Origin of the sequence: Permianibacter aggregans (genome assembly GCF_009756665.1) — a bacterium.
In the GTDB taxonomy this organism is placed as follows: Bacteria; Pseudomonadota; Gammaproteobacteria; order Enterobacterales; family Permianibacteraceae; genus Permianibacter; species Permianibacter aggregans.
The window spans coordinates 91668-115903 of record NZ_CP037953.1 but is presented as its reverse complement, the minus strand read 5'-3'; the positions used below and the strand labels follow the sequence as shown (position 1 = coordinate 115903).

Below are 24236 nucleotides of genomic sequence, written 5' to 3'. Positions count from 1 at the left end.
GTGGCTTCTTCAGTTGTGGCGCGATTCCAGCACAGGCAGGACGCGGCTGACCTTGGCCAGCGTTTCATCATATTCTGCCTGTTCATCGGAGTCAGCAACCAGACCACCGCCAGCCCAACAATATAATTGCTGTTCGTGGTGCACCAGCGTGCGAATCAGAATGCTGCTGTCCATGCGGCCGCGATAATCGGCATACATCAGGCTGCCGCAATAATAGCTGCGACGTTGCGGCTCCAGCTCGTCGATGATTTCCATTGCCCGTACTTTCGGCGCACCGGTGATCGAGCCGCCAGGAAAACAGTCGCGCAGCAATTGCAAGGGCGAGACATTATCCGGCAGTTCGCCGGTGACGGTGCTGACCATGTGATGCACGGCCGGAAAACGGCGAATGGCGAACAACTCCGGCACTTTTACGCTGCCAATCTTGCAGTGCTTGCCAAAGTCATTGCGCAGCAGATCGACGATCATGACGTTTTCGGCGCGATCTTTCTCACTGTTTCGCAGCGCTTCGGCATTGGCTTCGTCTTGCTCCGGATTCATTGCCCGCGGCCTGGTGCCTTTGATCGGTTCGGTTTTCGCGCGACGGTTTTCCACTTCAATAAAGCGTTCCGGTGAAACCGAAAGCAACTGAAATTTGCCGCCATTCAAATAAGCCGAGTAGGGCGCGCGATTGAGCTGACGTAAGCGTTTATAGGCATCGAATGGATGCCCTTCGGTTTCCGCCTGAAAACGCTGAGCCAGATTGATTTGGTAGCAATCGCCGGCGCGGATGTATTCCTGCACACGTCGAAACGCCGCGCCGTATTGCTCGCGCGAAAGGTTGCTTTGCCAGGGGCTGCGCAGTTCGAACGGGCTATGCGCCTTGCTGTGCAGAAACGCATTGATGACGAAATTGCTGGTGGAAAGCGACATCTGCCCGAACTGCCAGACGGCGGCGGTTTTCTTTTCGTGGTCGATGACGCAGGCCCATTGGTAAATGCCGGCATAGAGTTCGGGAATCGGTAAATCGTGTTCGGCGATGTTGGGCAGCGTCTCGATGCGTCGGCCAAGATCATAAGCCAACGCGGCAATCAGGCCGCCGTTGAACGGCAACAGCTCCGCCTGCTCATGAAACATCGGCCGGTAAAAATCCAGTTGCTGCTGCATCAGCTCAAACGGGTCATCGGTCAAGGATTTGACCGCATTGCTGGTATGCACCAGCGTTTGCTCGCCATGGGTGGTCAGCAGCACTTCTGGTAGCGCCGAGAAAATGTCGTATCGGCCTTCGGCTGAACCGGCGCTATCAAGCAATACTGCACCAAGCAAATCAGCAAACGGAGCGAACAGCGCCAGCACGCCATCGCGGCCGGGATAAGGCAAGGCTTTGAGTTTTTGCGGATAGCGATTGGGCGAGGACAAGGTGTTTGACTAGGTAAATTTGGGAACTGGCGGGGCGCAAGCGTATCATATTGGCCCTTTTTGTCGGGCCCCAAGCCTTGGCCGTCTTATTCCAAACGGCATTCAAACAAGCGTTTGAAGGTCTGACCATTATCAGGTACGCTTGATGCGCCGCAATACCGGAGCCGCAATGGCTAATCGTGACCGGATTGTGCGCCATTGAGGGCCTATACAGCGACAACATCAGCCCAGTGACGAGGAGCATTTTTCATGGCGGTAATCAAGAAGGCAGACTTCATTCAAAGCATTGCCGATGCCTTGCAGTACATTTCCTATTACCACCCGAAAGATTTCATCGACGCCATGGCTGAAGCCTATGAGCGCGAACAAAACCCCTCCGCCAAAGACGCCATCGCCCAGATTCTGATCAACTCCCGGATGTCCGCCGAAGGTCATCGCCCGGTCTGCCAGGACACTGGCATCGTTTGCGCCTTCATTAAGGTGGGCATGAACGTGCAGTGGCAAACTGATATGACGGTGCAGGAGATGGTCAACGAAGGCACCCGCATCGCTTACGCCAGCCCTGACAATCCCTTGCGCGCCTCGGTCGTCGTCAATCCGGCCGGTCCGCGCAAAAACACCGGTAATAATGCTCCGGCAGTCGTTCACGTTGAACTGGTTCCGGGCGACACCGTACAGGTCGATATAGCCGCTAAAGGCGGTGGCTCAGAAAATAAATCCAAGTTCGCGATGCTGAATCCGAACGATTCAATCGTCGATTGGGTGCTGAAAACCGTGCCGCTAATGGGCGCTGGCTGGTGCCCGCCGGGCATGCTCGGCATCGGCATAGGCGGCACAGCCGAAAAAGCCATGTTGCTGGCAAAAGAATCGCTGATGGACCCGATTGATATTCACGAACTGCAAAAGCGTGGCGCACAGAACAAGCTCGAAGAGCTGCGTCTGGAGTTGTTCGATAAAGTCAATCAACTCGGTATCGGTGCTCAGGGCCTCGGCGGTTTGACCACCGTGCTCGATATCAAAATCAAGGATTACCCGACTCACGCCGCGAGCTTGCCGGTCGCGATCATTCCGAACTGCGCGGCCACCCGTCACGTGCATTTCACGCTCGATGGTTCCGGCCCTGCCGAACTCGAAGCGCCAAACGTCAACGACTGGCCGCAAGTGACTTGGGAAGTCGGCGAGAAAGTTCGCCGCGTCAATCTTGATACCGTGACCAAAGAAGAGATCGTTAGTTGGCAACCGGGCGAAACGCTGCTGCTGTCCGGCAAAATGTTGACTGGTCGCGATGCCGCCCATAAACGCATCGCCGATATGTTTGCCAAAGGTGAAAAACTCCCGGTCGATTTCACCGGCAAGTTTATTTACTACGTCGGCCCGGTTGACCCGGTGCGTGACGAAGTGGTTGGCCCGGCCGGCCCGACAACCGCAACGCGGATGGACAAGTTCACACGCATGATGCTGGAGAAAACAGGCCTTGCCGGCATGATCGGCAAAGCCGAACGTGGCGACGAAGCGATCAGCGCCATCAAAGATCATAAAGCCGTGTACCTGATGGCCGTTGGCGGCAGCGCGTATCTGGTTTCGAAAGCGATTCGCAAAGCCAAAGTCGTCGCGTTTGAAGATTTAGGTATGGAAGCGATCTACGAATTTGAAGTGCAGGACATGCCGGTGACGGTAGCGGTCGACAGCCAAGGTACTTCGGTACACAAAACCGGCCCGGCCGAATGGAAAGTCAAGATTGAGGACATGCTGAAAAAGCAGCCGGTCACGACTAAAGCATGATCGACAGCCCGATGGTGGTGCGCCACCATCGGGCTGTGTTGTTTTACTCTTTTCGTTACCGTTGCAAGTTACTTAACGAAACGAGTTTGCCCCCAACAAAACATTGAGAAAGCGACATGACAGAGAAACTGACACCCGGAGCCAAATTCCGACAAGCCGTTGCCGAAGAGCATCCGTTACAGGTGGTTGGCACCATTACCGCTTATGCGGCGTTGATGGCCAAGCGCACCGGTTTCAAAGCGATTTATCTCAGTGGTGGCGGTGTTGCGGCTAACTCATTGGGTATGCCGGATCTGGGCATCAGTACGATGGAAGATGTGCTGACCGATATTCGCCGCATTACCGATGTTTGCGATTTGCCATTGCTCGTTGATGTCGATACCGGTTGGGGCGGGGCATTCAATATTGCCCGCACGGTGCGCTCAATGACCAAAGCTGGCGCGGCGGCGATGCATATCGAAGATCAAGTTGCGGCCAAACGTTGCGGTCATCGCCCGAACAAAGAGATCGTGCCGAAAAACGAAATGGTCGATCGCATCAAGGCTGCTGTCGATGCCAAAACCGACGACAGTTTCGTGATCATGGCGCGTACCGATGCCATCGCCGTCGAAGGCATCGAAAAAGCGATTGAGCGAGCCATCGCTTGTGTTGAAGCTGGCGCTGATATGATTTTCCCGGAAGCGATTTACACACTGGAACAATACAAACAATTCAAAGATGCCGTGAAAGTGCCGATTCTGGCCAACATCACTGAATTCGGCCAAACACCATTGTTTACGACCACAGAACTCGGCGGTGCCGGTGTCGATATCGTGTTGTATTGCTGTGGTGCTTACCGAGCCATGAACAAAGCGGCGCTGGAGGTTTATCAAACCATTCGCCGTGACGGCACACAGAAAGCCGCGGTGCCATTGATGCAAACCCGCGCCGAGCTATACGACCACTTGAACTATCATAGCTACGAAGAAAAACTCGACCAATTATTTGCGAAGGAGAAACAGCAATGACTGAAGCGACAACCCCCAAGCCGAAAAAGTCAGTAGCGCTGTCCGGTGTGCCTGCCGGCAATACGGCGCTGTGCACCGTCGGCCGTACTGGTAACGATCTGCACTATCGCGGTTACGACATTCTCGACTTTGCCGACTCGGCCGAGTTCGAAGAAATTGCTTATCTGTTGGTGCATGAGCGCCTGCCCAACGCGGCCGAGCTGAAAGCCTATAAAACCAAACTGAAAGCGTTGCGCGGTTTGCCGCAAGTCGTTAAAACCGTATTGGAAGCGATTCCTTCGACCGCTCACCCGATGGATGTGCTGCGCACCGGTTGTTCGGCGCTCGGTACCGCATTGCCGGAAAAAGACGATCACAACGCTGCTGGCGCTCGCGATCTGGCCGATCGCTTGATCGCTTCGTTCGGTTCGATGCTGCTGTATTGGTATCACTACAGCCACAACGGAAAACGCATTGAAGTGCAAACCGATGACGATTCCATTGGCGGCCATTTCCTGCATCTGTTGCATGGAACCAAACCATCGGATGCCTGGGTGCGTGCGATGCACACCTCGCTGATTCTTTATGCCGAGCATGAATTCAATGCATCGACTTTCGCGGGTCGCGTCATTGCCGGTACTGGCTCTGATATGTATTCATCGATTACCGGTGCCATCGGCGCGCTGCGTGGTCCAAAACATGGTGGTGCCAATGAGGTCGCGTTTGATATTCAGTCGCGCTACAACACACCGGAAGAAGCGGAAACCGATATCAAGGAACGCATCAGCCGCAAAGAAATCGTCATCGGTTTCGGTCATCCGGTTTACACTATTGGCGATCCGCGAAACAAAGTGATCAAGGAAGTCGCCCGTCGTTTGTCACAGTCAGCAGGCAACATGAAACTCTTCAATATTGCCGAGCGTCTGGAGTCGGTGATGTGGGAACAGAAAAAAATGTTCCCGAACCTGGATTGGTTCTCTGCCGTTTCCTATCACATGATGGGCATTCCGACTGCGATGTTCACGCCGATATTTGTTATCGCGCGTACTACCGGTTGGGCCGCGCACGTTATCGAACAACGTCAGGATGGCAAAATCATCCGGCCGAGTGCGAATTACACGGGTCCGGAAAATCTGCAGTGGAAGCCAATGAGCGAACGCCGCTAAGCAATGAACAATCCCCGCCCAGGCGGGGATTGTGCGTTTTTAGCGGCTGAATTTGTTGTAGCGACTATAGTTGATGGCACATCGACTGAATTGAACCCGTCTGCGCAAGGCGGACATCACGACAAGGAGCGCAATCATGGCCAATACGTTTGATCGGAATGAGCGTCCGGACTGGGACAAGGAAATTCAGAAGATTGCTGATTACGTCATCGACGCCAGCATCGAAACTGAAGAGGCTTACGATACGGCGCGATACTGTCTGATGGATACGCTCGGTTGCGGTTTTTTGGCATATCGCTATCCGGAATGCGCCAAGCACCTCGGGCCAATAGTGCCGGGCACCGTGGTACCGAACGGCGCGCGTGTGCCGGGCTCGCTTTACGAGCTCGATCCGGTCAAGGCGGCTTTCGACATCGGCACGTTGGTGCGCTGGCTCGATTACAACGATACCTGGCTTGCCGCCGAGTGGGGTCATCCTTCCGATAATCTCGGTGCCATTCTAGCCGTTGCCGATTACGTCAGCCGTCAACAAGTCGCCGAAGGCTATGAAGCGATGACCATGCGCGATGTGCTGACGGCGATGATCAAGGCGCACGAAATTCAAGGCGTCATGGCGCTGGAAAACAGTTTCAATCGGGTTGGTATTGATCACGTCATTCTGGTCAAGCTTGCCTCAGCAGCCGTGGTGACCGAAATGCTCGGTGGTGATCGGGAAGACATCATGACGACCATCTCGCAGGTGTTTGTCGATGGCCAGGCGTTGCGCACCTATCGTCATGCACCGAATGCCGGCTCGCGCAAGAGCTGGGCTGCCGGCGATGCCACCTCGCGTGCCGTACGTTTGGCGTTGATTACGATGACCGGCGAGATGGGGTATCCCTCGGCATTGAGCGCATCGAAATGGGGTTTCTATGATGTGCTGTTCAAAGGCAAGAAATTTGAATTCCAGCGCGAGTTCGACAGCTATGTCATGGAACAGATTTTGTTCAAGATTTCGTTCCCGGCCGAGTTTCATGCGCAAACGGCGGTTGAATGTGCGGTCAAGCTGCATCCGAAAATCATCGACAGACTGGATCAGCTCGATCGCATTGAATTGACCACGCATGAATCAGCCATTCGCATCATCAGCAAAGTCGGCGAGCTGCGCAACCCAGCCGACCGTGATCATTGCCTGCAATATATGGTCGCCATCGGTTTGTTGAAAGGCAATCTGACCGCTGATGATTATGAAGATGCTGCCGCCCAAGATGAGCGCATCGATGCCTTGCGCGAAAAGATGGTGGTACAGGAAGACAAGCGTTACAGCGAGGATTATCACGCACCCGACAAACGCTCGATTGCCAATGCCATTCAAGTGTTTTTCAAGGATGGCAGCAAAACTGATAAAGTCGAAGTCGAATATCCGATCGGCCATCGTCGGCGCCGCGAGGAGGGCATACCGGTACTGGTCAATAAGTTCAAGGCCAATGTCGCTACGCGTTTCCCGGCCAAGCACGCCCGCGATATCATTGAATTGATGATGGATAAGGATGAACTGGAAGCCACACCGGTCAATGAATTCATGAATCTGATGATGATTTGAACGATAAAGAAAAGGCCGCTGTGAAAGCGGCCTTTTTTTCTAGCGATTATTCGGCAAACTCGACCCGATCCCTTCCTAAATTCTTGGCCCGATACAGCGCTTCGTCAGCACGGTGCAAAAGGTTTTCCAGCGTTTCACCCCGCTGGTACTGGGCGACACCGGCAGAGAAGCGGACAACCAACGGGAACGGTACGTAGAAAGCCTGTATGCCAATTGCTTCACGCAAGCGCTGCAACGCCGAAAGCGAATGCGGTTGGTCGACACCCGGTAGCAGAATCAGAAACTCCTCACCGCCGTAACGGGCGACAAAAGACTCCAATTCCACATCGCTGTCTTCATCCTGAATTTCCGGATGAAATGTCGTTGCCAGCAAGACATCGGTTTCACGCAGCGAATCGGCCAGGCGCCGGGCAAATTCTTTCAACACTTCGTCGCCAACCAGATGGCCGTGCTCATCATTGATCTGTTTGAAATGATCGATATCAATCAGTGCAACGCTGAACGGCATCTCAAAACGGTTGGCGATCGCGAGAAAATGCTTCAGTACCCGTATCGCATGACGGCGGTTGTAGACCAGTGTTAAGTCATCGGTGCTACTTTGCCGGGTGATCAGTTCATTGGCGTGTTGTAACTGCACGGTCTTGCGTTTCAGCTCACGCCGAATCTTGCTGACCATGCCGCCAAACACGGCCATCCATAGCAGCACCGCTGAAAACAACACGAACAGGAATAGTTCGAATTCGAGCCTGAATGTCGGGCGATAAAAATTCTCCCAGAACAACAGACCGGCGTATTCGGCGAGGCAGAGTCCGGCTACCAAAACATATTGCTGAGTGTTCAGGCGCAGCATGCCGAAACTGAACGCCGGAATGAAAAACAGCAAAATCAGTGGCCGCGCTTCCGGCAATCCGTAAACCAGTATCATGCCCCAGCTGGCACTGACCAGAATCTGCAAGGCGGTTAGTGAAGGATCGCGAAAGCGCAAGTTCCAGTGATTGAGGAACATCAGCGCGAACACCAGATTGATGACAATCGTCGAGCCTACAAATAACCACCAGACTGTTGGCTCGATCTCGCCAAGGCCAAGCTGCAGGATCAAATAGGCGGCAATGATGTTCAGGGTGTAAGTCGTCAGCGCCATCAAAAAGCGCTTGAAGCGAATGGTCTGCTTTCCCAAATCTTCAGACGTCAGGTTATTCACGGCGGGGATTTACCCTTACGACCCGTTGTTTGTTGCGTTGTCATCAAGTGTAGCCCAGGCCGTTTGTCAGGGAACGCTGCGCCGCGACAGCCACTGAACGGATTGGAGACACACTAGTCGGCGGCTTACTGGCGTGCGGCAGCTCGGCATAACTATGCCCAATGCTGTTTGAATATGGTTAGAAGCTATTGATTTTATTAAGGAAAACTCGGCGATATCGCTTATAATCGCGAACCTGTTTTTAGAAGCCATCTCAAAAATAGTCTGGACGATGGCGAGGTGCGCGAATAGGAGCGCAGGAACCGGAGTTTACAAGCGGTAAATGAGGATTCCGAGCACCGCATTCGCGCAGATCGCCGAGCTCCAGGCTTTTTTGAGATGGCTTCTAGCCGTGCTGACCATTTGCTGACTGGAGTTCACATGTTTGCCTCGTTACCGTTGTTGCCGCCCGATCCGATTCTTGGCCTGTCTGCTGCCTATCAGGCAGACCCGAATCCGCAGAAAGTGGATCTCGGTGTTGGCATCTACAAGGACGATGCTGGCCGTACGCCAATCATGACGGCAGTTGCCAAAGCGGAACAACTGCGATTCAACAACGAAGTCTCCAAGGTTTACACGGCGCCTGCCGGCTACCCGGGCGCCAACGAGGCGGCGATGCATTTGGGTTTCGGTGCTGAGCACCCAGCCGTACAAGGTCAGCGCGTGCGTACCATTCAAACGCCTGGCGGTTGTGGCGCTTTGCGTGTCGCCGCAGAATTCGTCAAACGCGCCAAACCGACCGCGCGCATTTGGGTCAGCACGCCAACCTGGGCCAACCATGTGCCGTTGCTCGGCAATGCCGGTTTGGAACTGAAGGAATATCCGTACTACGACTACGCCAATCATCAGATTGATTTCGCTCGCATGTGCGAAGTGCTGGCGACTGTGCCGGAAGGCGATTTGGTGTTGTTGCACGCCTGCTGTCACAACCCGAGCGGCGCCGATTTAAGCCGTGAGCAGTGGGATGTCGTCGCGGCCATGGCTGAAAAGCAGGGTTTTGTACCGTTTATCGACATGGCCTATCAGGGCTTTGGTGTGGGCTTGGATGAAGACGCCTATGGCTTGCGTCTGCTGGCCTCGCGGGTGCCGGAAGTAATCGTCGCCGCCTCCTATTCGAAAAACTTTGGCTTGTACCGCGAACGCGCTGGTTCACTGAGTGTTGTGTTTGCCAACCCGGAACAGGCCAACGCCGGTTACAGCCAATTGCTGAACGTCACGCGTGGCATGTACTCGATGCCACCGGCTCACGGCGCCGCGATCATCGATTTGATTCTGCACTCACAGGAGCTGACCGCCGAATGGCAACAGGAACTGGCATCAATGCGGGTGCGCATTCAGTCCTTGCGCGAATCACTGGTGGCGCAATTGCATGATGTGCAAACGAAACAACGCTTCGATTTCATTGCCAAAGAAAAAGGCATGTTCAGTTTTCTGGGCTTGAATGAAGCGCAAGTGACGACGCTGAAAAAAGCATTCAGCATCTACATGACCAACAACAGCCGTATCAATGTCGCTGGTTTGACGCCGGAGAAAATGGCTTATGTCGCGAAAGCGATTGCAAGTGTGCTATGAGGCGGACCAACTCGCTTGGTCAGGTAGGTTTTACGCGTAATCCGTCATGTCATTCCCGCGAAGGCGGGAATCCATCCAGTTGACCGCCTATACTGGACTCCCGCTTTCGCGGGAGTGACGAGGATTCTTAGACAGCAAACATCGTTGAGGCGCAGACGTTTTGACGATTGAGGTAGAGTTAAACCAGATGACCATTCGTGTCGCGATAAATGGCTTGGGACGTATCGGCCGCACCATTTTGCGGGCGTTGTACGAGTATGGTCAGCATCCAGAGATTCAGATTGTCGCGATCAACGAGTTGGCCAAACCTGACGCCATTGTCCATTTGCTGAAATACGATTCCAGCCATGGAAAATTTCGGGCGGAAGTCAAAGCCGAACAGGACGCGCTGCTGATCAACGGCGATCGCATTGCGCTCTATCACGAAGCGGAAATCAGCAAGCTGCCGTGGCGCCATCTCAATGTTGATTTGGTGTTTGAATGTACTGGTGTATTCGGATTGCATCAGGAATTGCAGGCGCATATCGGCGCAGGCGCCAAAAAAGTGTTGCTCAGCCATCCCGGCGCACCGGATATGGATTTCACGGTGATTTTCGGCATCAACGATAAAGCGCTGCGCGATGAACACGTGATCGTCTCCAACGGTTCTTGTACGACCAATTGCGTCATTCCGTTGATTCACAGCATCGATCAGCAATTCGGTGTCGAGAGTGGCGCGATTACCACCATTCATGCGTCGATGAATGATCAGAAAGTGATCGATTCCTATCACGACGATTTTCGTCGCAGCCGTGCCGCCAGCCATTCAATCATTCCGGTCGATACCAAACTGGCGCTCGGTATTGAACGGATTCTGCCGCATCTGCAGGGCCGCTTTGAGGCCATTGCCGTGCGCGTGCCGACGATCAACGTCACGGCGATGGATGTCAGCTTGACCGTCAATGCCGATGTCAATCGCGATCAAATCAATGCCTGTCTTAAACAAGCGCAATCGGCGTTTCCTCGTCAGGTGTTGCGTTACACCGAAGAACCACTCGTTTCGGTCGATTTTGTCCATGATCCGAACTCCTGCATCGTTGACGGCTCCTTGACTCGGGTCAGTCACAAGCGTCTGGTTAAATCGCTGATCTGGTGTGACAACGAATGGGGCTTCGCCAACCGGATGCTCGATGTCGCGCGCCTGATGTTTCCGGGTCACATAACGCGTTAACTGGTCACATCGTTTCGCTAATCGCTCGGCATTGCCCATCAGCTTCCGGTATCATCGCCGCCCCGTTAAAGCGGGCTTCGCGTGCCTTTGCGCCGCATCTGAATGAATTTTCCTTGTTGCATCGGCTGTAACCAATGTAGGCGTTGGCCAACACCGGTGAGCATTTGCAGAGAAACCACCATGCTGAACCGCATTCACCAACAATGGTTTTCCAATATCCGTGGCGACATTCTGGCTGGCATGGTCGTGGCGCTGGCGTTGATCCCGGAAGCCATTTCCTTTTCGATTATTGCCGGCGTCGATCCGAAGGTCGGATTGTATGCCTCGTTTTCGATGGCCGTGGTGATTGCGTTTGCGGGCGGGCGTCCGGCAATGATTTCCGCTGCGACGGGCGCGATGGCCTTGCTGATGGTCACGCTGGTCAAAGAGCATGGCTTGCAGTATCTGTTGGCCGCGACCTTGCTTTGCGGTGTGCTGCAAATTGTCGTCGGTTTGCTGAAGCTCGGCTCACTGATGCGCTTTGTTTCCCGCTCGGTCGTTACTGGCTTTGTTAACGCCTTGGCGATTCTGATTTTCATGGCGCAACTTCCAGAGCTGACTGATGTTACCTGGCATGTCTATGCGATGACGGCCGCCGGCCTCGGCATTATTTATCTGTTTCCTTACGTGCCGGTAATTGGCAAGGTGTTGCCATCGCCGTTGATTTGCATTCTGCTGTTGACGGCGGTAGCCATCGCATTCGGTGTTGATATTCGCACCGTTGGCGACATGGGGGAGTTGCCCGACATGCTGCCAATTTTCCTCTGGCCAGAAGTGCCACTCAATTTCGAAACGCTGGCGATTATTTTCCCGTACTCAGCAGCGCTGGCGGTTGTCGGTTTGCTGGAGTCGCTGATGACCGCGACCATTGTGGACGATTTAACCGACACTAACAGCGACAAGAATCGTGAGTGCAATGGTCAGGGTATTGCCAATATCGCTACCGGTTTACTCGGCGGCATGGCTGGCTGTGCGATGATTGGTCAGTCGGTTATCAACGTCAAATCCGGTGGTCGCACGCGTTTGTCCACACTGTTCGCTGGCGTCATGCTGCTGATGTTGGTGGTATTTTTCAGTGATTGGGTCAGTTTGATTCCGATGGCCGCGCTGGTTGCCGTGATGATCATGGTGTCGATCGGCACCTTTAGCTGGGATTCACTGCGCAACATGAAAAAATATCCGCTGTCGACCAATCTCGTCATGCTGGCCACGGTGGTGGTCGTCGTGTTCACCCATAATCTCGCGTACGGCGTGCTGGTCGGTGTGTTGATTGCGGCTTTTTTTTTCGCCAACAAGATTGGTCAATACCTGCATATCGGTTCAACACTCAAGGCCGAGGCTCAGCATCGTGAGTACATCGTTACCGGTCAGGTGTTCTTCAGTTCCGCTGATCGTTTCATCGCTGCGTTCGACTTCAAAGAAGCTTTGTCTGAGGTAACCATTGATTTGAGTCGCGCTCATTTTTGGGACATCACGGCCGTTGCCGCACTCGACAAGGTTGTGCTGAAATTCCGTCGCGAAGGCACTACGGTGCATGTCCTCGGCCTCAATGAAGCAAGCGCCACGATTGTCGATAAATTCGGGCTGTACAAATCTCCGGATGCCATCGATAAACTGATGAGCCACTAACTCAAGGAGCCCGCACGATGTCGCATGTCATGGCCTGTATTGATGGCTCACGTTCTTCCGCGGCGGTTTGCGATTCGGCCTGCTGGGCCAGCGCGAAATTGTCGGCACCCTTAAGTTTTTTGCATGTGCTGGATCAGCAGAAGTTTCCGGTAAAAAGCAATCTGACCGGCAACATCGGGCTTGGCAGTCGCGAACACTTGCTCGACGAGTTGGCCGCGCTTGATGAACAGCGCAACAAACTGGCGCTGGAGCAGGGCAGAGTCATGCTCGACGCGGCGGTCAAACACGCACGAGCAAACGGCATCAACGAGCCACACCAGTTGCAGCGGCACGGTGCGCTGGCCGATACCTTGCAGGAGCTGGAGCAGGGCATTCGCTTGTTGGTGCTTGGGCGTCATGGCAGTGATAGCGCTGCCGATCATGTAGGCAGTCAGCTCGAACGCATCATTCGCATCATGCATCGGCCGATTCTGGTCGTGCCGGATGAGTTCACCGCGCCAAGAAGCGCGATGCTGGCCTTCGATGGCAGCCCGACGATTCAGAAAGGTGTGCAGATGCTGGCCGCCAGTCAGCTGTGCCGAGACCTGCCGATTCATCTGGTGATGATTGGTGCTGATACGGCCGATGCTGCCGCGCAAATCAACAGCGCCGAGCGTCAGTTGCAAGACGCGGGTTTCGACACTGTCACGGCAATTCGTGCTGGCGATGTCGAGCAAAGCCTGCATGCTTACCAAGCCGCGAATGGCATCGACTTGCTGATCATGGGCGCCTATGGCCATTCACGAATTCGCCAGTTCCTGGTCGGCAGCACGACCAACCATATGATTCGTACCAGCACAACACCGATTCTGTTATTACGCTGAGCGAGCCCTTGCCCTAGCGTCATTTGCTACACTTCTTGCATATTTTTCCTGACAAGGAGTGAATAGTGTTGAACATTCTTCGTGGTCGCGAACGCAATATCGGCTTCACCGTTCGGCGCCTGCTGCCGACTGCCGATTTTCCGATGATTGGGCCGTTCATTTTTCTCGATCACATGGGGCCGGCGACCTTCAAACCGAATACCACTGAAGGCGACGTCCGGCCACATCCGCATATTGGTCTTGCCACCGTCACCTATCTTTTCAGCGGTGCCTTCATGCATCGTGACTCGCTGGGTTCTGTGCAGCGCATCGAACCCGGTGCCGTCAACTGGATGTTGGCCGGCAGCGGCATTGCCCATTCAGAACGTATTCCTATGGATGTTCGCGAGCAAAGCACTCCGGTTCAGGGATTGCAGATGTGGGTGGCATTGCCGCTTTCCTGGGAGGAGTCTGAACCGGAATTCATTCATTACGGTGTCAACGAGTTGCCGTTCCAGGAGTTTGACGGCGGCCGAATTCGCCTGATGATCGGCGAGCTCGATGGCAAACAGTCACCCGTGAAAACGCCAAGCCCAACCTTATTTGCAGATATTCGTTTGAACAAAGGCGTCACTCGCGAACTGCAAGCGCCGTTTACCGAGCGCGCCATCTATATCGTCAGCGGTCAATTGCAAATGCTGAATCAGGTGATCAACAAAGGCGAGCTGGCTGTGCTTGGCGATAACGATCCGTTGATGCTGAAAGCCAACGAGGATTGTCAGCTGATGCTGATCGGTGGTGAGCCGTTGAACGAGCATCGTTATATCTGGTGGAATTTCGTTTCTTCCCGAAAAGAACGCATTGAACAGGCTAAATCGGACTGGAAGGCACATCGATTTGCTGCCATACCCAATGATGATGAAGAGCGCATACCGCTTCCGGAGCGATGAAACTTTCTGCGCTTTTATCCTGAAAATTCTTGATGTATGTTCACGGTGCCATACCGCGTGCGCACACATCTCGCGCTTGCCAAGCGATTTCAATTACCTTAGGATGCGCGCCTACTCATCCCACCAACAGCAAAGGAGCAAAAAGCATGTCTACATTCGCTAACCTTTGCAGGTTGTTCACGGCTTAACGCTGAACCGCAATCGCGGTTTCCTCGTCCTTGGCCGTTTCCGGCCTGCTTCATTCCAAACTTTTCTTTCAACCCATTTGGATTGGGCAATGGACACTATTATCAAAAATTTGTCCGAGGCGGTTTCGTTGATCGCTTCGGAAAACACCTGGATTGAAGGCACTGCCATTCAGCAATTACATCACGTCGCCACACTGTCAGGCGTGACGAAAGTTGTAGGCATGCCGGATTTGCATCCAGGCCGAGGTTATCCGGTTGGCGCGTCCTGTTTTTCGATAGGGCGCTTTTATCCGGCGTTGGTCGGCAATGATATTGGCTGTGGCATGAGTTTATGGCAAACCGATATCACCACCAACAAACTGCACATGGACAAACTGGAAAAGCGCATCGGCAGCATTGATTTACCCCTTGATCAAAACTGGCATACAGAAATTGCTGAACTTGGTCTGAGCGACGTACCGTTTCGGCATGCGTTGGGCACCATAGGTCGAGGCAATCATTTTGCCGAGTTGCAACAGCTCGATCAGGTGCTGGATGCCGTAAGTCTGCAAACACTTGGTATTGAACGACGCCAATTGTTGCTGCTTGTGCACAGCGGTTCGCGCGGATTGGGTGAATCGGTATTGCGTGCGCATACTGAGCAATTTGGTCATGCCGGTCTCGAACAGGGCTCTGCCCCGGCAGAGCAGTATCTGGCGCAGCATCAGCAAGCGCTGCACTATGCGGTTGGCAATCGCCAACTGATTGCTCGTCGGCTTCTCAACAAGCTGCGAGCTGAGGGGGAGTGCCTGCTGGATGTCAATCATAACCTGGTCAGTGCCGCAACGATTGATGGTCAGCAGGGGTGGTTGCATCGTAAGGGTGCGACGCCAACCGATCGGGGGATTGTCGTGATTCCCGGATCGCGCGGCGATTACAGCTATCTGGTAGCGCCGATTGCGGATTCACGTAGCCTTTTTTCTATCGCGCACGGTGCGGGCAGAAAATGGATGCGCAGCGAATGCAAAGACCGGCTGAATCAGCGCTTTGGTGTTGAACAATTGCGGCGGACCTCATTCGGTAGCCGCGTGATTTGTGATGACAAGGCGTTATTGTTCGAGGAGGCGCCGCAAGCGTACAAACCCATCGACTCCATTGTGGAGGTGCTGCAACAGGCCGGCTTGATTCGAGTTCTGGCGCGTTTGAAACCTGTGCTGACTTACAAAACCAGAGAGGAGTGCTGCTGATGAAGTTATTACAATTATCAGCGGCACAGGGCCCGATTGAGTGCTGTAGAGCGGTTGCGCTGGCCGCGAGAAAGCTTCAGGAGGAGGCGGCTGCGCTGGATGTCCGTTCAACGTTACTGGAGCATCAAAGCGGCGCTGAGTCGGATACGCTTAGTTCGATACTGTTTGCCCTGGAAGGCAGCAATGCCGAACTGCTCACCAGACGCTGGAGCGGCACCATGCTTTGGATTTGTGCCAGTCCATTTCGACCGCATCATCGACGAAAAAACTGGTATTTCGGCAGCGTCAGTTTTGACACGCCGAACCTGCAGTTTGATCGGGAGATTCGGTTCGAAGCGATGCGAGCTTCCGGCCCTGGCGGGCAGCACTTGAACACCACCGATTCGGCGATTCGCGCAACGCATGTCGCCAGCGGTATCAGCGTCAAGGTGCAATCGGAACGTAGTCAACACGCCAACAAAAAGCTGGCAACATTATTGTTGGCGCAGCGGCTTGCTGAGCAACAGCAGCAAACACTGCTCGAGCAAAAGTCCGAACGCAGACAGCTCCATCATGAACTTGAGCGCGGCAACCCTGTGCGAGTTTTTGTTGGCGCCAAGTTTATCGAGCAAACCTGAAAAGAGCCGGAGCGATCCGGCTTTTTTTTCGGCTAAATCTGCTCCGCAGCAAAAAACTTGCGATAAGCCGACGGCGTAAAACCGGTGACTTGCCGGAATTGTTTCGACATCGCGCTCTGGTCGCAGAAGCCGCAGTCAATCGCAATGGTGCCAGCTGGCTGCTCCGTCTCCAGCAGTAAACGGGCTACGGCATCGACGCGGGTTTTGATGATGAACTGGCCGGTGGTCAGATTGAAAATGCGTTTGATGCGGCGGTCCAGTTGAGACACGGATAAATGCGCGATCTTGGCCAAGGCTTCCAGGCTGATATTTTCCGAATAATTCTCACGCACGTAATCGGTAGCGGCGGAAAGCTGCTCATCGACAAAGCCCAGTGTACTGGGCTCAATCAGGTCTTTGGAAAGACAGGCAAGACCGACAATGGCATTCTTTCGATTGCGTAACGGATGCTTGGTGGTCAAACACCAACCACGGCGACGATTATTGAACACCGTCAGATCGAGGCTGTCGATCAGTGGCCGGCCGGTCGCGATAATTTTTTCATCTTGCTCGGTGTAGCGCTTGGCCATCACTTCTGGGAATAAATCAAACGCGGTTTTGCCAATCGCCTCGTGTTTATGTTTCAAACCACAGCGCTCGACAATGGCATCACTAATCAGCACGTAGTGACCCTTTACGTCCTTGATATAGAAAAACAGGTCCGGCATCGAGTCGAACATGGTTTCCATAAAGAACGGATCGGCGACTTGCTCCAGGAATTGGCCGCGCCATTTTTTTAAGCTGTCAGTCAGCATCAACATCCCCCTTGCCAACGGCCAATTATAGAGTGCTGCACTCAATCAATTTGGGCAAATTGCCATGTCAGCTTCAAGCTTTTACACCAGCTAACGCTCTTCAGGCGGCTTTTGGTGCCGGAACTGCAGCAACAGCAGAATATCGTAAAGAATCTTCAGGCAGCCACAAAGCACCAAAGGCCAGGCCTTCAGGGACGCCGCAAATAAGGCTCCTGCGAGAGAAGGGCTCAACGCCGCCGCCAGGCTACGAGGAACGGAGGTAAAGCTCGCCGCCGCTGCCCGTTCGTGCTCGGTAACCATTGCCATGACATACGAGGAGCGCGCCGGCACATCCATTTGTGATAGACCGGCTCGAATCCAGAGCAACGTCAGCGCCGCGCTGAGCGTTGGCGCGAAAGCCGCCAGTATTAGCGCAATGCTGGCCGGAATATGCGTGAATACCATCGTGTTGATCAAACCAATGCGTTTCGCCAGCCAGGCGGCAATCGGGAACGAAAACGCGGAGGCCAATCCCGACCAGAAGAAGAATGACGCCGCGCCAGCAAGCGACAAATCAAATCGCTCGAACAGCCACAACGCCAGTAGTGATTGCACAACGAAACCGCCAGCAAATGCATCAAGGCTGAATAGCGCCGCCAGATGGAAAACGATTTTTCGGGAAGGGCCCAAGCCACTGGCCTGTTGATGAGAAACGGGCTTGCTCCTCGGCAGTGAAGCGTAAAAGTAGCCGCCAATCAGACCGACGACAGCATAAAGACCAAACATCGCCTTGAACGCCAGCAAGGCGCTAACGCCAAATTCAACGAAAAGATCGGGCAAAGCGGCTGACAGCGAACCGACAGCAGCCGCCAAGGCGCCAACCAAGCTATAGCGCGCAAATGCCTGAGTGCGATTACCGTCGTTGACCGAACGGGCCAGCACCGCATGTTCCAATGGCACAAACACGCTGACACTGCCAGCCGAAGGATTGATCGTGCCAACAAAAGCGATTATCAACAGAAAGGCAAACTCATTGGCCACGGCAAACAACAGCCCGGTTGCGCACATCAATGCCGCGGCGATCAGTAGTAGTTGCCGATGCTCAAAGCGCGCACCGATTAGCCCTGCCACCATTGTCAGTAGCGCAGAGCCGAGCAGTGATGCGGTAGCAATCAATCCAACCTGAAACGCTGAAAAGCCCAACGCCAACAGATAAGCCGGCAGGAGCACCGCAATAAAACCATCGCCAAAGTCGCGCAATGCGCGAGCGGTGTATAAGGCGGTGGAAGTGTTGTTTTTGCTGCCCATGACAGCTCCAATCACATGCAGATATTTGCCGACGACCATGAAGCGAGTTGAAAGCATAGCTCGCACAGCTCGCCGTGCATGATTGAACTATGCTTGAAAAAACCTATCGCTGCATTGCCTTGAGAGAGGAATGGACCCCATAGCACATACCCTGGTGGGCGCTGCGCTGGCCGAAACCGGCCTGAAAAGGCTCTCGCGCTATGCCACGGCGACGTTGATTATCGGCGCCAATCTGCCGGATATCGACATCGTGGCGATGTTCTGGAGTTTCGATCATTCGCTGTATTACCGGCGTGGTTGGACCCATGGCGTTCTGGCGTTATTGCTGCTGCCACTATTGCTGGTTGGCGCGATAGGGCTGTGGCATCGATGGCGGGGCAGGCGGGTACAAAGCGATGAATCATTTCGACCGGGTGCGTTACTGGCATTGGCTTTTCTGGCCATTTGCACGCATCCGTTTCTCGACTGGCTGAATACCTACGGTGTTCGTTTGTTGATGCCATTTGACGAGCGCTGGTTTTATGGTGACACGCTGTTCATTGTCGACCCGTGGTTGTGGTTATTGGCAGCCGCTGGTGTTGTCATTGCCTGCTCGAAATCCTGGCCAAGCATTCTGGCATGGCTGTTGTTGGCCGTAGCGATTACGGTGTTAATGTTTGAAACCGAGTTTGCCACCAGGGAAGTCAGAATCGTTTGGCTGGTCGCGGTTGCCGTCATGGTCGCGCTGCGCTGGCGAATGACTTCGCAAGCGGCGACAGTGACCGTCGCCCGGTTCAGTGTGGCATTGTTGATGCTCTATATCGGCGTCGTCTACGGCATGGCCAGAACCGCCGAGAACATCGCCGCCGAACGTCATCCAACACCGATCGCCGCACAATCGAATCCGGTATTCGGTCGGCCGTCCTCGCAACGACTGGTGCTTGTTTATGACGATCACTATCGGGTTATCAGAGCCGATGGCGGCTTGTACGAAGTGCCACGGAAAACGCCCGATGCCATTGTTGAGCAAGCGATGGCATCAGAATCGATAAAAGGCTTTGTCGAATGGATGCGCTTTCCGTATTGGCAGGTAAAAGAAACGCCAGATAGCTTTGTCATCAGCTTTTGGGATTTGCGCTATCAGGGCCCGGACGAGCCGGAACGGGGTATTGGTTTTGTCGAAGTGGAGTTGCCCAAAAAAATGTTCCGCCGTGAATGCAGAGAAAGCGCCATCGTTTTCGACATTTGTCTGAAGCTTTTGCCCGGTCCCAGCTAGCAAAGTTGATCAAAGTCAACGTGGGGTAACCGAGAACATTGCTTGATAACAGGCTGGCATTAGGCCAACTTCCACTCGATAAATTGTTCGGGCCCGCATGGAGCATTCATGAACGAAGTGCCAGAACCACAGCCGGTATTGCGCATGCGCGGCGTCAGCAAGGTCTACCGTGCTGGCGAGGTGGATGTGGTTGCCTTGCGCGATATTGACCTCGACTGTTTTGCCGGCGAGTTTATTGTCATTCTTGGCGCTTCCGGCAGTGGTAAGTCGACATTGCTGCATATGCTTGGTGGCTTGGATACGCCCACCACCGGCAGTATTTTCTATCTCGACCACAACCTGACGACGGCGAGCGAATCTGAGCTCACACGTTTTCGCCGTGAGCATGTCGGTTTTGTTTTCCAGTTTTACAATCTGGTGCCGAGTTTGACGGCGCTGGAAAACGTGTCGCTGGTCACTGATGTGGCGGAAAAACCATTACCGGCAACCGAGGCATTGGCGCGGGTTGGGCTCCACGAGCGCATGCACCATTTTCCCGCTCAGCTTTCCGGTGGTGAACAGCAACGGGTCGCGATTGCCCGCGCCATCGCCAAACGCCCCGATGTTCTGCTCTGCGATGAACCAACCGGCGCGCTTGATTACGCCACCGGCAAAACCGTGTTGCAGGTATTGGCCGATCTCAATCGTGAGTTGAACACGCTAACGTTGGTCATTACCCATAACGTCGCGGTGGCAGCGATGGCCGATCGCGTCATTCGGCTCAGCAGCGGCCAAATCGTTTCTGATCAGCGCAACGCCCGCCGTGCCGGCGTCGAGGAGCTGGTCTGGTGAACGCGCTGCGGCTGATGCGCTGGCGCGATCTGTGGTGGCTGCGTGGTCAGGTCATGGCGACGGCGATCATCGTGCTGTGCGCGATCAGTTCATTTGTTGCCACCTATGGTACCTGGCGTGCATTGGTCGATGCCCAAACCAGTTATTACCGCGACTATCGCTTTGCCGATATTTTTGCGCCGTTGAAACGTGCGCCATGGAGTTTGAAAGATCGCTTGCAGCAGATCGACGGCGTTGCCCAGGTGGAGTTGCGGGTCAGCAGTGAAGTGTTACTCGACAGCGCGACACTCCATGATCCTCGCCGAAACTTTCTGACCAGCATTCGTCTGGTTTCGCTACCGGAAAAACAACCGGTACTGAACGGCGTACATTTGCGCAGTGGCCGCTGGCCAGAGGCCGACAGCCGCGAAGTATTGATCAGCGAAACCTTCGCCAAGGCCAATGGCTGGCGCAATGGCGATCAGATACCGGTGATCCTCAATGGTCGTCGTGAGCGATTGACGATTGTGGGCATCGCGCTGGCGCCGGAATTTATTTATGAAGTGGGTAGCGGCGCATTGCTGCCAGATGGCAAACGTTTCGGTGTCATGTGGATGCGTTACGAACGGCTGGCTCCGGCCATCGGCATGGAAGGCGCGTTCAACGAAGCGCTGTTGCAGTTGCAGTATCAGGCTTCGCTACCGGCAGTCATGGCCGCCGTCGATCAGGTGCTGGCACCCTATGGCGGTATTGGCGCCTATGATCGGGAGGCGCATCCCTCACATCAATTCATTCGCGATGAAATCAGTCAGAACCGTATTCACGCCACCGTTGTGCCGGCGATATTTTTGGCGGTCGCCGCGTTCCTGTTGCATGTGGCGTTATCGCGGCTGATCAGCCTGCAGCGTGGTGAAATCGGTCTGCTGAAATCCTTTGGTTATCACCGCCGGCAAATCGGTGGCCACTATACCTTGCTGGCGATCACCATGGCGCTGACTGGCGCCATTCCGGGCATAGCAATTGGCGTGTGGCTTGGCGAACAACTGACGATCATTTACAACGATTACTATCATTTTCCGCGGCTGGATTTTGCGTTCGAATGGGGCAACCTGAGTCTGGCCTTGGCGATTGCCATTGTCGCCGCCGTGCTCGGTGCCTTGCTGCCGGTGTGGCGTGCCATCCGGCTGCCGCCTGCCGAAGCCATGCGCCCGGAACCGCCGCCGATTTTTCATGACAATCGGTGGGAGCGTGGCATTTCGCGCTTGTCGCGTGCGCCGGTATGGCGCATGACGGTGCGGCAACTCATTCGTCGAAGCATGCGCAGTGTGTTGTCGTTATTGGCTGCCAGCACTGCCATGGCCTTGCTGATCATGGGCGGCTACAGTTTCGATGCCATCGATGAACTGATGCGCCAGCAATTCGAGGAAATCAATCGCGAACATGTGACGGTAATGCTCAGAGAACCGCGCAGCCCGAATGCCCTGAACGATTTATATCGTTTACCCGGCGTGTTGCATGCTGAACCGTTTCGCCATATTCCGGCGCGAATTCGTGCTGCACATCGAAGCAAGCGTTTGAGCCTGACAGCCATGCCGGTCGAATCGGAAATGCGTCTCTGGCGCGACGTGCACGGCAACGCCATTCCCATCAGTGCCCACGGTTTAACGCTAACGCGTACCTTGGCGGAGCAGTTGCACGTCAAACCGGGCGATGTCGTGCAGGTTGAGGTGCTTGAGGGGCTGCGCCGAGTGCGCACCATGCCGGTCAGTCAAATCAGTGATGAATGGCTTGGTCTTGCCGCGTATTTACCGTTGAGCGCATTACCGCCGTTGCTTGGCGATGTCGGCACCATCAATGGCGCTTGGCTGCGTATCGATCAGGCATTGTTGCCGGCGTTGACGCAATCTTTGCAGCAGTTGCCATGGCTGGCCGGCAGCAACAACAAAATTCAAATCCGGCAAGCGATGGATGAATTACTGCAGCGTAGCATCATGGTCGCCATGATTATCAACGTGCTGTTTGCTGGTGCCATTGCGTTTGGCGTTATCTACAATAATTTGCGCATTGCCTTGTCGGAGCGCGGCCGCGAGTTGGCATCGCTGCGTGTGCTTGGTTTCACCCGGCAAGAAGTCTGGCGATTGCTGTTGATGGAGCAGGGCATCATCATCGTGCTGGCTTTGCCACTCGGCAGTTTGTTCGGTTATGCGCTTTGTGCCTGGCTCAGCGAACGGCTGGTTACCGATGCGATTCGCTTGCCGCTGATCATCGATAACAGCACCTACGCGATGGCGGCATTGGTCATCCTGATTGCGGCGGCGCTGTCGGCGCTGATGGTGGCCAGGCGCGTCAATGCGATGAAGATTGTCGATGTACTGAAAACGAGGGAATGACATGAAAGGGTCATGGCGTCATCTGTCTTACGGCGTCGCATTTGCGCTGGCGTTATACATTGGCTGGCTACTTTGGCGGCCAGTGCCGATTCCGGTGGAAACCGCCGTCGTCAAACAAGGCGCCATGCAAGTCAGTGTTGAAGACGAAGGCGAACTGCGCGCTCACGATCGTTACCTGGTCACAGCGCCAATCACCGGCCGTTTATTGCGCATTGAATTGCATGAAGGCGACCCGGTGCGCGCTGGTGAAGTCATCGCGATGTTGACACCGCTTCCGGTTTCCTCATGGCAGAACGATGAATTACAGGCACGCCTTGCTGCCGCCATTGCCCATCGCCAGGAAAGCCGGGCCGATTTGGCGCGGGCAAAATTATTGCAGGAACAAGCCGAACGCGAACGCACCCGTCACCAGCAATTGTTAACAAAGAAACTCGTTTCCCAGCAACAAATGGAAGATGCCGAAGCAGCAGCGCGCACAGCCGCCATGGTCACGCAGGCATCAACGCAACGTTTACGCGCCGCCGAAGCCGAGGTCGCCGCAACCAATGCCTCACTGGCGGCCGTTGATGCCACTGGCGCCGTTGAACCCTTGAAATTGTATGCGCCCGTGGATGGTTTTGTGCTCGATCTGATCGAGGCCAGCGAACGGGTATTGAACAGTGGCGCACCGATCATGCTCATCGGTGATCCAGCAAATCTGGAAGCGCAAATCGAATTGCTTTCAACCGAAGCCGTCCGCGTCAAACCCGGAATGCCGGTAGAAATCCACGGCTGGGGCGGCGATGAAACCTTGGCGGGTAAAGTGCGGCTGATTGAGCAGTCCGCGTTTACCAAAATCTCAACGCTTGGTGTCGAGGAGCAACGGGTAAGAGTAATCGTGGATCTCGACAGCCCACCGGCTAATGTTGGCGATGGCTTTCATGTGGAGGCCCGGATTATTGTTTGGCAATCAGACAATGCCGTTTACCTTCCCGTTGGAGCCTTGTTTCGTCATGACGATAAATGGCAGGTGTTCGTTGCCGAAGGCGATGTGGCCATGACCCGCGATATTGAAATCGGTCAGCGCAACCGTCAGCACGTACAAGTGCTGAAAGGAGTACAGGCCAATGAACAGGTGATCGTTTACCCGCCATCGGATCTGGTGTCCGGTAGCAGGATTCGCCATTATCCTGAATAGCATGGATCTCCATTTCATTGTTCTGCTGGGGTGCAGCATGCGAAGGGGGTAGGGGTAATTTCGTCGGAATTGAAGTTCCATGAACTATCACAGTGA

General features: G+C 54.5%; 19 protein-coding genes. 15 read left to right on the top strand and 4 right to left on the bottom strand.

Annotated features, from left to right (window positions below):
* Nucleotides 1–9 precede the first annotated feature (9 nt).
* Nucleotides 10–1398 (bottom strand): aminodeoxychorismate synthase component I, encoded by a 1389-nt coding sequence (pabB, locus tag E2H98_RS00530; RefSeq protein WP_133593415.1) that lies wholly within the window; start codon nt 1396–1398, stop codon nt 10–12.
* A 249-nt stretch (nt 1399–1647) separates the two neighbouring features.
* Between pabB and E2H98_RS00525 the strand changes: the two genes are divergently transcribed.
* The 4 genes from E2H98_RS00525 to E2H98_RS00510 all read left to right on the top strand — a co-directional run bounded on the left by E2H98_RS00525 (nt 1648) and on the right by E2H98_RS00510 (nt 6914).
* The gene (locus tag E2H98_RS00525) at nt 1648–3180 is read left to right on the top strand and encodes a fumarate hydratase (protein WP_133593413.1); all 1533 of its coding nucleotides are present in this window, start codon (nt 1648–1650) and stop codon (nt 3178–3180) included.
* Nucleotides 3181–3296: 116 nt separating this feature from the next.
* Complete coding sequence (gene prpB, locus E2H98_RS00520) at nt 3297–4187, top strand: methylisocitrate lyase (protein ID WP_133593411.1); 891 nt, start codon at nt 3297–3299, stop codon at nt 4185–4187.
* Entirely contained in the window at nt 4184–5332 is a 1149-nt protein-coding gene (prpC, locus tag E2H98_RS00515; protein ID WP_133593409.1) for a bifunctional 2-methylcitrate synthase/citrate synthase, read from the top strand. The genes prpB and prpC overlap by 4 nt, the downstream gene beginning before the upstream one ends.
* A 136-nt stretch (nt 5333–5468) precedes the next feature.
* A complete protein-coding gene (locus tag E2H98_RS00510) occupies nt 5469–6914 on the top strand; it encodes a bifunctional 2-methylcitrate dehydratase/aconitate hydratase (protein ID WP_133593407.1) in 1446 nt (481 codons plus the stop codon).
* 46 nt (nt 6915–6960) lie between these two features.
* Here E2H98_RS00510 and E2H98_RS00505 read toward each other — a convergent pair whose 3' ends face one another.
* Nucleotides 6961–8115: a GGDEF domain-containing protein gene (locus E2H98_RS00505; RefSeq protein WP_133593405.1), complete on the bottom strand. Its 1155-nt coding sequence runs from the start codon at nt 8113–8115 to the stop codon at nt 6961–6963.
* A gap of 420 nt (nt 8116–8535) precedes the next feature.
* Between E2H98_RS00505 and E2H98_RS00500 the strand changes: the two genes are divergently transcribed.
* The 7 genes from E2H98_RS00500 to prfH all read left to right on the top strand — a co-directional run bounded on the left by E2H98_RS00500 (nt 8536) and on the right by prfH (nt 16427).
* The gene (locus E2H98_RS00500) at nt 8536–9726 is read left to right on the top strand and encodes an amino acid aminotransferase (protein WP_133593403.1); all 1191 of its coding nucleotides are present in this window, start codon (nt 8536–8538) and stop codon (nt 9724–9726) included.
* A 187-nt stretch (nt 9727–9913) separates the two neighbouring features.
* Nucleotides 9914–10936 carry an erythrose-4-phosphate dehydrogenase gene (gene epd, locus E2H98_RS00495; protein WP_133593401.1) on the top strand — a complete coding sequence of 341 codons (1023 nt, stop codon included), beginning with the start codon at nt 9914–9916 and terminating at the stop codon, nt 10934–10936.
* A gap of 180 nt (nt 10937–11116) precedes the next feature.
* On the top strand, nt 11117–12604 hold the full coding sequence (locus tag E2H98_RS00490; protein WP_133593399.1) for a SulP family inorganic anion transporter: 1488 nt from the start codon (nt 11117–11119) through the stop codon (nt 12602–12604).
* Between the two features lie 17 nt (nt 12605–12621).
* On the top strand, nt 12622–13467 hold the full coding sequence (locus E2H98_RS00485) for a universal stress protein (protein ID WP_133593397.1): 846 nt from the start codon (nt 12622–12624) through the stop codon (nt 13465–13467).
* 65 nt (nt 13468–13532) lie between these two features.
* Nucleotides 13533–14396, top strand: a complete 864-nt coding sequence (locus E2H98_RS00480; RefSeq protein ID WP_133593395.1) for a pirin family protein — start codon at nt 13533–13535, stop codon at nt 14394–14396.
* A 277-nt stretch (nt 14397–14673) separates the two neighbouring features.
* Complete coding sequence (locus E2H98_RS00475; RefSeq protein ID WP_157591191.1) at nt 14674–15810, top strand: RNA ligase RtcB family protein; 1137 nt, start codon at nt 14674–14676, stop codon at nt 15808–15810.
* Nucleotides 15810–16427 carry a peptide chain release factor H gene (gene prfH / locus E2H98_RS00470; protein WP_133593391.1) on the top strand — a complete coding sequence of 206 codons (618 nt, stop codon included), beginning with the start codon at nt 15810–15812 and terminating at the stop codon, nt 16425–16427. The genes E2H98_RS00475 and prfH overlap by 1 nt, the downstream gene beginning before the upstream one ends.
* Nucleotides 16428–16459: 32 nt before the next feature.
* On the opposite strand, the gene E2H98_RS00465 is transcribed toward prfH, so the two are convergent.
* A complete protein-coding gene (locus tag E2H98_RS00465) occupies nt 16460–17221 on the bottom strand; it encodes an AraC family transcriptional regulator (protein WP_198325195.1) in 762 nt (253 codons plus the stop codon).
* A gap of 90 nt (nt 17222–17311) precedes the next feature.
* Nucleotides 17312–18565 (bottom strand): MFS transporter, encoded by a 1254-nt coding sequence (locus E2H98_RS00460; RefSeq protein WP_232475440.1) that lies wholly within the window; start codon nt 18563–18565, stop codon nt 17312–17314.
* 73 nt (nt 18566–18638) lie between these two features.
* Here E2H98_RS00460 and E2H98_RS00455 point away from each other — a divergent pair, with 73 nt between their 5' ends.
* The 4 genes from E2H98_RS00455 (at nt 18639) to E2H98_RS00440 (ending at nt 24140) form a co-directional block, all read left to right on the top strand.
* A complete protein-coding gene (locus E2H98_RS00455; protein ID WP_133593388.1) occupies nt 18639–19763 on the top strand; it encodes a metal-dependent hydrolase in 1125 nt (374 codons plus the stop codon).
* 108 nt (nt 19764–19871) lie between these two features.
* Nucleotides 19872–20594, top strand: coding sequence for an ABC transporter ATP-binding protein (locus E2H98_RS00450; RefSeq protein WP_133593386.1), 723 nt, complete (start codon nt 19872–19874; stop codon nt 20592–20594).
* On the top strand, nt 20591–22963 hold the full coding sequence (locus tag E2H98_RS00445; RefSeq protein ID WP_133593384.1) for an ABC transporter permease: 2373 nt from the start codon (nt 20591–20593) through the stop codon (nt 22961–22963). Before E2H98_RS00450 ends, E2H98_RS00445 begins: the two co-directional genes overlap by 4 nt.
* A 1-nt stretch (nt 22964) precedes the next feature.
* Nucleotides 22965–24140 carry an efflux RND transporter periplasmic adaptor subunit gene (locus E2H98_RS00440; RefSeq protein WP_133593382.1) on the top strand — a complete coding sequence of 392 codons (1176 nt, stop codon included), beginning with the start codon at nt 22965–22967 and terminating at the stop codon, nt 24138–24140.
* Nucleotides 24141–24236 lie beyond the last annotated feature (96 nt).